10 protein-coding genes are annotated in these 12,714 nt (G+C 64.4%); 2 read left to right on the top strand and 8 right to left on the bottom strand.

From position 1 onward, the window contains the following. Positions 1-4: 4 nt before the first annotated feature. The 8 genes from H6955_16020 to H6955_15985 all read right to left on the bottom strand — a co-directional run bounded on the left by H6955_16020 (position 5) and on the right by H6955_15985 (position 9,145). Positions 5-1,009, bottom strand: coding sequence for a 4Fe-4S binding protein (locus tag H6955_16020; protein MCP5315066.1), 1,005 nt, complete (start codon positions 1,007-1,009; stop codon positions 5-7). A 16-nt stretch (positions 1,010-1,025) separates the two neighbouring features. Next, positions 1,026-1,799, bottom strand: a complete 774-nt coding sequence (locus tag H6955_16015) for a molecular chaperone TorD family protein (GenBank protein ID MCP5315065.1) — start codon at positions 1,797-1,799, stop codon at positions 1,026-1,028. Further along, the gene (locus tag H6955_16010; GenBank protein ID MCP5315064.1) at positions 1,796-2,464 is read right to left on the bottom strand and encodes a 4Fe-4S dicluster domain-containing protein; all 669 of its coding nucleotides are present in this window, start codon (positions 2,462-2,464) and stop codon (positions 1,796-1,798) included. The genes H6955_16015 and H6955_16010 overlap by 4 nt, the downstream gene beginning before the upstream one ends. Before the next feature lie 17 nt (positions 2,465-2,481). Then, entirely contained in the window at positions 2,482-5,064 is a 2,583-nt protein-coding gene (locus H6955_16005; GenBank protein ID MCP5315063.1) for a molybdopterin-dependent oxidoreductase, read from the bottom strand. 24 nt (positions 5,065-5,088) lie between these two features. Further along, entirely contained in the window at positions 5,089-5,883 is a 795-nt protein-coding gene (locus H6955_16000; protein MCP5315062.1) for a hypothetical protein, read from the bottom strand. 72 nt (positions 5,884-5,955) lie between these two features. Then, a complete protein-coding gene (locus tag H6955_15995) occupies positions 5,956-7,173 on the bottom strand; it encodes a hypothetical protein (protein ID MCP5315061.1) in 1,218 nt (405 codons plus the stop codon). Between the two features lie 55 nt (positions 7,174-7,228). Beyond that, entirely contained in the window at positions 7,229-7,525 is a 297-nt protein-coding gene (locus H6955_15990) for a hypothetical protein (protein MCP5315060.1), read from the bottom strand. A 387-nt stretch (positions 7,526-7,912) separates the two neighbouring features. After that, positions 7,913-9,145: a hypothetical protein gene (locus H6955_15985; protein MCP5315059.1), complete on the bottom strand. Its 1,233-nt coding sequence runs from the start codon at positions 9,143-9,145 to the stop codon at positions 7,913-7,915. Between the two features lie 308 nt (positions 9,146-9,453). On the opposite strand from H6955_15985, the gene H6955_15980 reads away from it, so the two are divergent. Next, entirely contained in the window at positions 9,454-11,295 is a 1,842-nt protein-coding gene (locus H6955_15980; GenBank protein MCP5315058.1) for a HAMP domain-containing protein, read from the top strand. Beyond that, positions 11,292-12,644: a sigma-54-dependent Fis family transcriptional regulator gene (locus H6955_15975; GenBank protein MCP5315057.1), complete on the top strand. Its 1,353-nt coding sequence runs from the start codon at positions 11,292-11,294 to the stop codon at positions 12,642-12,644. The genes H6955_15980 and H6955_15975 overlap by 4 nt, the downstream gene beginning before the upstream one ends. Positions 12,645-12,714: the final 70 nt, after the last annotated feature.

Raw genomic sequence — 12,714 nt, 5'->3', positions numbered from 1 at the left:
CCCCCTACAGCACCTGAAAGAGATGGCGTCGGTGATCGACCTGGGTGCAGACCGGGCACAGCATGACGTCTGCGCGATTGCCTTCAGGGCGATGGAAATCCACGCCACAGCTGCGACACCGCGCCCCTTGCAGGGCGACCCTTGGCTGGTCGAAGACAGCGTCCTGTTCGACCGAAACCGCGTCCCGATCGCAGACATCGACACACAGGCCGCAGCCGCTGCAGGCATCGGCATCCAACAGATAGGCATCGCGCTGTTCGCTGACCGCGATCGCTGCCTGCGGACATAGTCGAACACAGGCATCGCAACCGCTGCATCGCAGGGGGTCGATTCGCGGCACGAACAACGCGGGCTGGCCACGCCGCACCGGAGGCAGGAACCGACCGGGTGCCTCGCGCGTCGACCGATCATCGGTGTCCGGTACCGATAGCGCCAACACGCTGCGCAGGAAACCGCGTCGGCCATGAGACTGTGGGGCGCCCGAACAACCACCGCCGTTCGCCACACGACGCGTACCATCCGCCTGCGACTGCGTGACCGCGAGCGGCGGTCGCGCCCGGCCGGCCAATACCCGGTTCAACCGGGCAACCCGCTGCAACACACCGTCCGGGTCGTCTCGTGGGCAGGCGGCACAGTGACCCGTGTACAACACCAGGCGTCGCAGACCGGCACGATACAGCCATCCGATCTCCCGAAGGCCGAGCGCATTGACGCAGGGCAGCTCCCAAGCATGACCGCAGGTGACCCGATCGCAAGATACAAGCAACGTCTCCCGACCGGCGTATCGCTGCGGACGCACTGCGGGATGACGCAGGGCACCTTGCGGACAATGTGCCGTGCACAGTCCGCAACCATCGCAGCGCACGGTATCGAGCGCGAGCTGTTGCTCATCCAGCACCCAGGCCGCACGTGGACAAGCGGCCACACACTGCGCGCACCCCGCGGTCTCGGCACGCGTGTGCACGCACCGCTGTGCCTCGATCTCCGGCAGTTCGACACCGGTCTCCACGCCTCGCAATCGAGCCTCACCAGGACGGCGACTGACCGGGCACATAGGCGCTCGGCATCGGTAGCGCCACCTCGGCGATGGGCCGCATCCGTCGCTCGATCTCTTCGGCCGACGGCCGGGCCTCATCGAGCAGACGGGCCAACAGGTCACGCAGCTCGTCCAAGTACGCCGACGTCAGTGCGGCAAGACCGGCATAGAAGGGCGTCGCAGCCCGAGACACCACGCGTCCGGCGAAATCGGGCATCCAGCGCAGCGTGTGTTCGTCAAGAAAACGCGCGGCCTCGCGCAGGCTCTCGAATGACTCATCGTCGATCAGCGCGGCGACGAAGTGCAGCTGGTGGACCAGATGATCGTCCGGCCGCTTGCGCCAGTCCGGCGCCTGCAGTCCGTGACGCGCGTAGACGCCGCGCACCTCGAACATCGGCTGCTGCATCGCGAGCCCGTCGTCGTCGAGCCACACGGATTCACACGGCGAGGCGCCGAACCCATGGGTGAGATAGATCGCAGCAAAGTCGGCCGCCAGTTCATCGCCCTGCGGGGGCGCCAGGTCGAGCGAAGCGACCGCGTCACCCAAGCCGGCGAGCACCTGGCGAGCCTTGTCAGTCTGAAGGCGCAGTGCCAGGTTGCCGGGAAAGCGGTCCGCCGCCATGCCCTTCAGGGTCGCGGCATCGAGTTCCCGGTCGTGCAACCGCGCCAAGGTCAGCAGATCGAGCGCCACACCGGTCCGGAACACCCGCAGCAGCTCCGGGGCTTCCCGGTCGGAAGCGGCCGGCCGCGGATTCTCGCTCATTCGTCGACCCTCCCCTTGCTGTGCGCCACGAACACGATCGACGGGTTGGTGAGCTCCGGGTCGGCGAAATTCTTCACCGCGCGCACCGGCTGCTCGTGAGGTGCGATCGCCTTGGTCGCGTACTCGTTCAGGCGCAGCAGATCGATAGGGCCGACGTCGAGTACGCGCATCATGCAGGCCATCACACAATACGGCATCCGTCCGGCCTCCAGTTCGTCGACGCACAGATTGCATTTCTTGACGATCTGCTCCTCCGGGTCCCACTGCGGTGCACCGTACGGACAGGTCGCCTCGCAACGACGGCAACCGATGCACAGTGTCGAATCGATGTCGACGATACCGTTGTCCGGTCGCTTCCAGATTGCACCGGTCGGGCACGCCGGCAGGCAGGCGGGTTCCGCGCAATGGTTGCAGGAGATGTTCACCTTGTACGCGAACACGTCCGGGTAGGTGCCTCCCTCGACGTACTGCACCCGGCGGAAGCGTGGCCCCGCCGGCAAGCCGTTCTTGTCCTTGCACGCGATCTCGCAGGCGCGACAACCGATACAGTCCACATTGTTGTGCACGAAACCCAGTTGCTGCGCAGGCTTGACCGGTTCGTACACGGCCTTTTTCCGCCGCTTTATGGCCACCTTCAACAGGGCCCTGTCTTTGATCTTCTTCATGTCTGTTCTCTCCCCGCTCAGAGATCGCGACGGAAGACGTGGGAACGCGCGGTCGCCAGCCGGTCCCAACCCGGCCGGTGGTCGAGTTCGGTCTTGCGGATATCGCACAGCACGGTGTTGTAGGCGAAGGCACCGGCCGGACTCGGATCGTCCAGCGTCAACATGTCCGGGTTGCCGGAGCGGTCGATGCCGTTTTCGTCAAGGTCGATCCAGGCACCTTCGTGGATCACCGCGACACCGGGCATGCAGCGCTCGGTCACGTAGACCGGCACCACGACCCTGCCCCGGTCGTTCCATACCTCGACCACGTCACCGGTCTTGACCCCCAGACGCCGCGCGTCCGCTGCGTTGATCGTGACCTCCTGTTCGTAGGTCTCGCGTAGCCAGCTGCAGTTGTTGAAGATCGAATGCGTGCGCCACCTGGGGTGCGGCGAGATCAGATGGAATGGGAACTTGTCAGTCTTCGGACTGTTCAGCGACTCCCATGGTTCGATCCATTTCGGTATCGACGGAATGTGGTAGCCATAACGCGTGCGGGTCCAGTCTTCGACCTGGGCGAGCTCTGTACACAGGATTTCGATCCGGCCGGATGGCGTCTGGAACGGCTTGCCCTGCTCGACCTGCTCGCGGAACGCCACGTGGGGCTGGTCGAGCTTGAACTTGTACACGCCACGCTGCTTGAACTCGTCCCAGCCCATGTCGACGTGCTGGTGCGGCATCACTTTGTTCTCCCACCACTCGCGCAGATACGCCTCGTCGACCGGGTCCGGATTGTGGAAGTAACTGCGGTCGGCCTTTGGGTTGTAGGTCCTGCCAAAGTAGTCACCGATTCCGGTTTTCTCGCCGATCCGATAGGCCAACTCGGTGAATACCTGGAAGTCGGACTTCGACTCACCGAGCGGTTCAATCACCTTAGGCCGATGGATGTAGTAGTGACCCTTGTACCAGGGCAGGGCGACATCGTGGCGTTCGAAGTGGGTGGCAATCGGCAGCAATACATCGGCATACAGGCCGGATGGGGTGATCGTCGAGTCCATGCAGACGACCAACTCCATGTTGGCCATCGCGGCAATCTCTTTGTTGATATTGGTGAGCTGATTGAACCAGTCGGAACCCTGCCAGAAGATGCCCTTGATGTTCGGAATCACACCGTCCATCTGGTCCTGACGCGGCCAAAGGCCGATCTCTTCGCGACGCACGTTCGGATAGTTGAGCACGCAGTGCGCCCAGCGATCGGATTTTATCGACGCAAACCAGATGTTGGCGTATTGGTCATAGGGGTAGGCGACGGCCTCGGCGTGCCAGGCCTTACCGACACCCTCGGCACAACCACCGAGTTTGCCGATGTTGCCGGTCATCGCCTGCAGTGCCGCCGCCATGCGGTTGTACTGCTCACCATAGGCATTGCGCCCGGGTGACCACGAAGCCTTTAGCGCAGCCGGTTTGGTGCGCGCGTACATATCGGCGAGTTTCCTGATGTCGTCGGCGGATACACCGCAGATACCGGCAGCCCATTCCGGGGTCTTGGCGACTCCGTCGTAGGTCCCGAGAATGTAGTCCTTGAAATTTTCCCTGCCGTTGGGCGAGTTCGGCGCCCAGTCGGGCATGGTGCCTGCGTCCATGCCGAGGGTGAAACGGTTGATGAACTCCTGGTCCTGCAGTTCGTTGACGAAGATGTAGTGCGCCATTCCCGCCATCATCGCCGCGTCGGTGTTGGGCTTGATCGGTATCCACCAGGCGTCGTAAGCAGCGGCCGAATCGGTGTACTGCGGGTCGATCAGCACGAACTTGCATCCCCGCTGCTTCGCCATGCGCATGTAATAGAAGGTGTTGCCTCCGTGAAATGTGTAAGCGGGATTCCAGCCCCACATGATGATCAGCTTGGAGTGCGCATAGGTGTCGTCCTCGTTGCCGTCCTCGATCGTTCCGAAGGTCCAGCGCGAACTCGACGTCGTACCTTGGTAAGACGGCACCGACCACGAGCTTGTGCGGCAGCCGAACATCCCGAGGAAGCGACCGAGCAGACCTTCGATCTGATCTGACTTGTGCAGTACACCGTATGAGGCGCCGGCGTAACTCTGGTCGAGCAGTGCCGTCGAACCGTATTTGTTCTTTATCTCGATCATCTTGCGCGCGACGTACTCGAGGGCCTCGTCCCAGCTGAGTCGCTTGAACTTGCCTTCGCCGCGCTTCCCGACACGCCCCATCGGGTACAACAGGCGCTCGGCGGAATACAGCCGTTGTCGATAGGACCGTCCGCGTAGACAGCCCCGCAACTGCGGCTCGTCCTCAGTGTCCTTTCCGAAGTGTCCGTCGCGCTGGTAGCGCCCGTCATCGGTCGAGATGCGCACGATCACGTCGCCCTTCTTGTGCGCCACCAACATGTGACGTGATCCGCAGTTGTGAGCGCAGCTGGTCACCACCGTGGTCAACTCGTCGTCACGTGGATAGGGTTCGTAAGCGAATGCCTGCGCGTCACGTGTCTTGATCAAACCACCGGCGCCGAGCGCGGCAGCACCCGCTGCGGCATTGCCTATGAACGACCGCCGGGTCATGTTCAGGCGGTCTTTGAGAAAATCGAATCTGTTGTCGTTGCTCATTGTCTGCTCCGCGTCGCCGAGAGGTTATTGCGCCGCCGCCGGCGTTGCGTTCTCCGCGAAACGCGGGTCGGACCGGGTCGGCCGGTCCTTGGCCCAGTCCGGGATCACGTCGCCGGCACCCGGCCAGGGATGGCGCGGATACGGGTAATTGATGCGATACCACGCGCGGCCCCCATGACAGCCGTAACAGACATCGCTGGTCTGCTTGGCCGCCTCTTCGATCGCCGCGGGCTTGAGAAAGTTGACCTGGTGACGATGGGTGCGGATCGCCACATGACAAGTGAGACAGCTGTCGTTGAAGGTCTTGCCGTGCTCGATCCAGCCGCCCGGCAGGCCCATCACCTGGTAGTTGAACCTCCCGTGACACATCAGGCACACATCGGGGTCGACCTGCTTGCGCTGGGTCAGATCGGGTGACCCGGTGGCGGAAGAATGTGCGGTCTCTTCGCGCGGGTCGTTGCCCTGGTGACAGGTGTTGCAGCGCAGCTGCATCACCCGCTTGGCATAGTCCGTCTGCATATGACGCCGATGGAACGTCTCCTGCTCTCCGGTATAGGTATCCAGGGTCTGATACCAGGCAAGGACGTCGCTGGCCACGACGCCGGCAGGCGAGGCTTCACGTACACGATCCTCGAGCACCTCGCGATGACAGGCCAGGCACTGATCGTCGGTCGCTGAGTCGATCGCCGGTTTGAAATGGATAGGATCCCAACGCGCCTGCTCGTAGCTGACGCCTTCCGGGGTACCCGCTACGGGCGCGGAAAGCTGCGCCATCAGCAACATGGCCGCACACGCGGGGAGGCCTGTGAATCGGGTCATCGGGGGTTCCTCAACAGGTACATGGACGGCACCTCCCTGTGCCAATGCATCTGTCCTTACGCCAGGACGGTCCTATTGCGGCGGATTCCAGCCGCTCGCGGCGCTCATGCCCGACATGCCGCCCATACCCGACATCCCGGACATACCACCCATTCCCGACATCCCCGACATACCGCCCATGCCAGACATTCCCGACATACCTCCCATGCCGGACATGCCGCCCATACCCGACATGCCACTCATGCCCTGCTGCGCGGGATAGAAGTAGATCTGGCCATCCGGGGTGATCTGGAAGTAGCCGGACATGCCGCCCATACCGCTCATGCCGGACATCCCCGACATACCGCCCATCCCGGACATGCCACCCATTCCGCCCATACCGGACATCCCCGACATACCACCCATTCCGCCCATGCCGGACATCCCGGACATGCCGCCCATACCACCCATGCCGGACATCCCCGACATGCCGCCCATACCACCCATTCCCGACATCCCCGACATACCGCCCATGCCACCCATGCCGGACATCCCCGACATGCCGCTCATACCACCCATGCCGGACATCCCCGACATGCCGCTCATACCCTGCTGTGCGGGATAGAAGTAGATCTGGCCTTCAGGTGTGATCTGGAAGTAGCCGGACATGCCGCCCATACCGCCCATACCGCCCATACCGCCCATACCGCTCATGCCGCTCATGCCGCCCATGCCGGACATCCCCGACATGCCGCCCATGCCGGACATCCCCGACATGCCGCCCATTCCGCCCATGCCGGACATCCCCGACATACCGCCCATACCACCCATGCCGGACATCCCCGACATGCCGCTCATCCCACTGGGAACCCATACCCATTGGCCACCCATGCCGGACATCCCGGACATGCCACCCATACCGCCCATGCCCGACATCCCCGACATGCCGCCCATACCGCCCATGCCGGACATCCCCGACATGCCGCCCATACCGCCCATGCCGGACATTCCCGACATGCCACTCATGCCCTGTTGCGCCGGGTAGAAATAGATCTGGCCGTTCGGCGTGATCTTGAAGTAGCCGGACATGCCGCTCATGCCCGACATGCCACCCATACCGGACATACCGCTCATGCCACCCATGCCCGACATCCCCGACATGCCGCCCATACCAGACATGCCACCCATGCCCGACATCCCGGACATGCCGCCCATGCCGGACATGGTGGCAAACGCGCTGCCCGCGGCGAGTGCGAGACCGACGGCTGCCGAGGTCAGCAGCTTCTTGAACCCAATACGCATTCGTTTCATGTTGCGATCCTCCAAAGCGGATTTTTCGATGGGGCCGACGAGCGGCCTTTCGCGTTTACTTGTTGTGCCAACCGCGAATGTCGTAGCGACCGGTCAGGCCGGGGTGATTGAAGGGTGTGTGCCAGTTGCCCTGGTCTTCGAGAAATCGCAGGCTGTGCGGGTATGGCCGTGTAACGCCATGCAGAGCCTGCGTGTACCACGGACCCGGGTGGTCGACTTCAGTGATCCGCGGTGCGGTGGCCGGACGCTGCGATGGCGCGGCACCCGCGATCGGGTAATCGGCCGCAGCCGACACCGCTGCCCCCAACAGCGTGGCTGAAACAAGGACATCGACGCATCGCGTTTGCTTCATCTGACCCTTCCTCGGTCTTGCGGTCAGTTCGGCCGACAAGGGACCGAACCGACACCGGTTGGCGCGCCACTCAGCGCAACCTCCGTGCCAGTGAGGCCATGCGATTGATTTGGCGAGAAAATTTGACTTGGAACGCGAAGCCGACCGGCCCTTCGCGAGAAATCACCTGCCGATCTGGCAGACGTCGGCAGAACCGGGCGCGGGAACGCGTCGATCGACAGCTGCCAAGTGCCTGGTGCGCGCCTGGCGGGATTGAAAAAATCCGCCAAGAAACCGAGGCTTGTCGCATCCGCCCGGGACGGCGCAGCGGCGGTATCCGACAACGGATGCGATCCCTGACAATTCGTCAGCCCCCTTTTGGAACGACCGGCGCAGACCGACACCGAATCAGCGGTGCCGGTAGTAGGCCGGCGGTGGCATCCCCCAAGGTGGAGCACGCCAACCGGGCGGTACCGTGCCGTATCCCCGCGGCCAGGCATGCGGACCCGGGTAGCGACGCGGCATCGCGGTCGCTGGGAAGGCCTGCGATGGACCATCTTCTGCGACCGCCGCTGCGGGTGCCGGCGATGGTGGAACCTCTGCACGACCGGTGGCGGCGGGTGCATCCGTGTTGGCCGCGGCCGCAGTGGGTTGGGTGATCGCTTCTGACTGCGCCCGCGCCGAAGCGGCAGCGGGTGCCTCTTCCGGGGCCGCCTCGGAAACCGGTTCGCGGCTGCCGTCGTCACGCTCCGAACCCGGCCCCGGCGGGCTGGTCGGTTGTACGTCCTGCGCCGGCGGTGTTGGGGCCTGCCAATGTGGCGGCAGATAGTGGACGTCGCCATCCTCGGTCGGGACCGCGACCCAGCCGCGCTGCTCGAGTGTCTGCCGCAGCTGGTTCGCCAACGAGCCCTGCGGCGCGTGCGACTCCGTCACGCCGGGGGCCCGGTAAAGGGTGTTGCCTTGATCGTCGGTGCTGGACACCCAACCCTGGGCTTCGAGCTGCCTGCGCAGCCCTTCGGCCAGCGACGCCGGCACCTCGACCCTGGGCGGTGGGGGGAAATAGTAGACCCCACCGTCCTCGGCCGGTGCCGCATCCCAGCCCCGACCTTCGAGTTCCGCCCGCAGCCGGCCGGCGAGCGAATCGGAGCCGACGCCAGGGACCGGGACCGGCGCAGCCGGCGTCACCGGCCGACGATAGAGGGTGCTGCCATCCGCGGCCGTACTGCCGACCCAGCCCTGACGTTCCAGTTGTTCGCGCAGCTGTTCGCTGGGCGTCTCCACGGCACGGGGTGGAGACACCGGCGGCAGGTAAAACACACTCCCGTCGTCGCCCGGCCGGGTGTGCCAGCCTTGATCCAGCAGGGCACCGCGGAGCTGTTCCGCCGGTGTCGTCGACGGTGTCTCCTGTGGCGCCGCCGGAGCCGCTGCGCGGGCCTCACCCGCGTCTTCAGGACGCCGATAGATCTGGCTGCCATCGGCAACCGGCCGGACGTCCCAACCTTGGGCGACCAGCGCCTCGCCGAGTTGCCGGGCCGGCGTCGGCGCCACCCCGGTATCGCCGTCTCCGGCCAACACGCCGCCTGTCACCAGGCAGCACAACAACAAGCCGTGCAGCCGCCCCGTATTTCGGCCGATGTTCATCGTCGATCTCCCGTTCGTTCGGTTGTGTGCACCCGTGTAGCCGGGCGCTGTGAACGACGGAGGCAAATTGCAAGCCACCCGGTGGCGGCTGCCGCCGCGGGGCCCGCGGCGACGGCGTCGGAACGCTGGCGGTAAGGGCGAGGCACCGATTCAGGTGCGGCTGGCATCGGGTTGGGGGCCTGTCGGCCTGACAAAATGTCAGGGAAATATCCGTGCAGATCCCTACAATCCGGCGCAGGGATCTAACTCGGGAAAGGCTCCCAAGGCAGCTCGCATGCCACCTTTCCCGGCCGGGAGGGAGGTCGCCGGTGCACTGGTTGCGTTCGCGGCTGAACAGAAAATTTGCCCTCGGGACCGCGGCCGGCCTGCTGGCCAGTTCGCTGGTTTTCCTGTTGCTGTTTCTTGCGCTGTACCGTGCCGAGCTGGCCGCAGAACGCGCGGCTGCCGCCGGACAGGTCAACCAGCTGCTGCAGACCTCGCTCGAGAACGCGATGATCAAACGCGATCTCGAAGGCCTGCGTCAGATCATCGGGGGGCTCGGTCGACAACCCGGTATCGACGCGGTGTTCATCACGAACCCGGCCGGCGAGGTGCGCTTTGCCAGTGATCCGCGGCTGCTCGGCACGACACAGGCGACCGATCCACGGTGGCGCACTGCGTTCACCGATTTCGTCCGGCACGCCGACGGGCGCGAGCTGCTGCGCAGTATCAACCCGGTGGCCAACCAGACGCGATGCAAGGAGTGTCACGGACCCGCCGCGGCGAACCCGGTCAACGGCATCCTGTACGTCGACTATGATGCGGCGCCGATCCGTGGCAAGGCCCAGCGGACGACGCTGCTGCTGATGGGCTCAGGGGCGATTATCGTACTGCTCAACCTCGCCGGTGGCTGGTGGTTCATGCAGCGCCATGTGGTGCGCCCGGTCGGGCATCTGACCGCGACCAGCCAGGCACTCGCGCAGGGCGATCTCAGCCGACGCGCCGACCCGCACGGAGATGACGAGCTCGCCGAACTGGGAGAGGCGTTCAACCGCATGGCGGACCAGCTGCAGGAACGCATCGCCGAGTCAGAGCATCAGCGCGCCTTCCTGCAGGCGCTGATCGATGCGATCCCGGACGGGGTGCGCGTGATCACGCCCGATTACCGTATCGCGTTGACCAACCTCGCGTATCGCCGACAGCTCGGCCTGCAGGGTGAAGACGGTGTCGGCGACAGTTGCCATCGCGTCGCACACGGTTGCGAGCAACCCTGTCCGAGCACGTTGGTCACCTGCCCGGTGTACGAGATCGGTCGGCACGGCAGACCGGTCCAGGCGCTGCACCGCCACCTCGACACCGAGGGACGGGTCAGCGACGTCGAGATCTACGCGGCCCCGATGGCGGCCGTGGTCGACGGGCGATCGCAGACCATGGTGGTCGAATCGATTCGGGATCTGTCGAAACAGATCGAATATTCGCACGAACAGAAGCTGTCGGAACTCGGCAAGCTCGCGACCGGAGTCGCGCACGAGATCCACAACCCACTCGCGTCGGTACGCCTAGCGCTCGACAGCTTGCGTCGCGGGGTAAGCGGTACCGACCAGGAGGTGGCCGAATACCTCGAGCTGGTCGACCGCGAGATCGACAAATGCGTGTGCTTCACCGAGCGCCTGTTGCGCCTCGGCATGCCACCATCGGAGACGCCCGAGCTCGTCGATATCGCCGGCGTGGTCGAAGACACCTTGAGCCTGGTGCGCTGGGAGGCCGAGCAACTCGGTGTGCAACTGCACACTGCGCTGGCACCGGGGCTGCGCGTGCTCGCCAGCGACAACGAACTGCGCATGGTCGTCCTGAACCTGATCCAGAATGCGTTCCACGCGATGCCGCGGGGCGGTCGGCTGGACGTGACCAGCGAAGCGGTCGATCGCTGGGTCGAGTTACGCGTGCGCGACAGCGGGATCGGCATCGATCCGCAACGTCTGCAGCGGATATTCGATCCGTTCTACAGTCGGCGCGCGGACGGCACCAAGGGTACCGGGCTGGGCCTTTCGATCGTGCGCACGATCGTCGAGCACTACCGGGGCAGCATCGATGCAGTCAGCGATCTCGACCATGGCAGCACCTTCCGGGTGCGTCTGCCGAATGCAGCATTCGGAGGGGAGGAGCCGTGAGTCAACCGATACTGGTCGTCGAAGACGATGCGACCCTGAATCAACTGATCGTGCGTCAACTCGCCAGGGCGGGCTACGGAGCGACCGGCGTGACCCGTTGGGCAGAGGCACATGACCACCTCGCCCGGCACGAGCCGGCGCTGATCATCACCGATGTTCGCCTGCCCGATGGCGACAGCCTCGAGCGTCTGCCGGAACTGGTCGAGACGTATCCGGTGATCGTGCTGACCGCGTTTGGTTCGGTCAGAAACGCGGTCGACGCTATGAAACAGGGCGCTGCCGACTATCTATTGAAACCGGTCGGTCTCGACGAGTTGCTGCTGACCGTCGAACGCGCGTTGGAAAACACCCAGTTGCGCCGTGAAAACCAGTTCTGCAAGCGCCAGCTGAATGCGCGCGACGCGCGCAGGAAACTGATGGTTGGCGAGAGCAACGCGCTACACGAGGTGCTGCGATTGATCGAGGCCGTTGCTGCCGACGAGATAACGGTTTTGATCCACGGCGAAAGCGGCACCGGCAAGGAACTCGTCGCCAAGGCGATTCATAGCAACAGTCCCCGGGCCCAGCGCAGTTTCGTGGCTGTCGACTGCTGCACCCTGCAGGAAAAACTGTTCGAGTCCGAACTGTTCGGCCACGAAAAGGGGGCCTTCACCGGCGCTGAGCGGCAGAAGAAGGGTCTGATCGAAGTGGCCGAGGGCGGCACGCTGTTCCTTGACGAGATCGGCGAGATCGATGCGACCATCCAGGCGAAACTGCTGCGCGTGCTCGAGACCGGGCACTTTCGTCGCCTCGGCGGGACCAAGGACCTCACCGCCAACGTGCGGGTGGTCGCCGCGACCAATCGCAGCCTCGAGCACATGGTCGAAGCCGGCGACTTTCGCGCCGACCTGTTCTACCGCTTGAACGGTTTCGACCTGCTGGTACCGCCGCTGCGCCAAAGGCGCGAGGACATTCCCGCGCTCGCCGAGCATTTCGTCCGCAATCACAGCTTTTCGCGGCGCATCGAGAAACACCTCAGCAACGCCGCGATACGTCGGCTGGTCGCCTACGACTGGCCGGGCAATATCCGCGAACTGAAGAACATCATCGAGCGGGCCATCATCCTGTCACGCGAGCGCCCGGTGATCGGCCCCGAACACCTGACCTTCGGTACCAGCCAGCAGCGCAACAACGCCCTGGTGACGATGTCGTTCGACCACAACCCGACCCTCGACGAATTGGAATCTGAATACCTTGCCTTGCAGATGAAACGCCATTCCGGCCGGCGCGCCGAGGTCGCAAACACCCTTGGGATCAGCGAGCGCAGCATCTATCGCATGATCAAACGACACAGGTTGGACGGCGACTGACCGCCGTGCGGAAAAAACAGCGCGCACGCCGTGGTGCGGGCCGGCGCGCCGATCCGGTAGAATTCCTGCC

The sequence above is a fragment of the Chromatiaceae bacterium genome, assembly GCA_024235395.1.
Classification (GTDB): Bacteria; Pseudomonadota; Gammaproteobacteria; order Chromatiales; family Chromatiaceae; genus Thiosocius.
The sequence above is the reverse complement of the archived record's forward strand: the minus strand, read 5'-3'. Positions and strand labels throughout refer to the sequence as shown.

Bases quoted from the DNA above. Each gene is read 5' to 3' on its own strand.
- H6955_16015 (MCP5315065.1), bottom strand. From the start codon at position 1,799: ATGAGCGAGAATCCGCGGCCGGCCGCTTCCGACCGGGAAGCCCCGGAG.
- H6955_16010 (MCP5315064.1), bottom strand. From the start codon at position 2,464: ATGAAGAAGATCAAAGACAGGGCCCTGTTGAAGGTGGCCATAAAGCGG.
- H6955_16005 (MCP5315063.1), bottom strand. From the start codon at position 5,064: ATGAGCAACGACAACAGATTCGATTTTCTCAAAGACCGCCTGAACATG.
- H6955_16000 (MCP5315062.1), bottom strand. From the start codon at position 5,883: ATGACCCGATTCACAGGCCTCCCCGCGTGTGCGGCCATGTTGCTGATG.
- H6955_15995 (MCP5315061.1), bottom strand. From the start codon at position 7,173: ATGAAACGAATGCGTATTGGGTTCAAGAAGCTGCTGACCTCGGCAGCC.
- H6955_15990 (MCP5315060.1), bottom strand. From the start codon at position 7,525: ATGAAGCAAACGCGATGCGTCGATGTCCTTGTTTCAGCCACGCTGTTG.
- H6955_15985 (MCP5315059.1), bottom strand. From the start codon at position 9,145: ATGAACATCGGCCGAAATACGGGGCGGCTGCACGGCTTGTTGTTGTGC.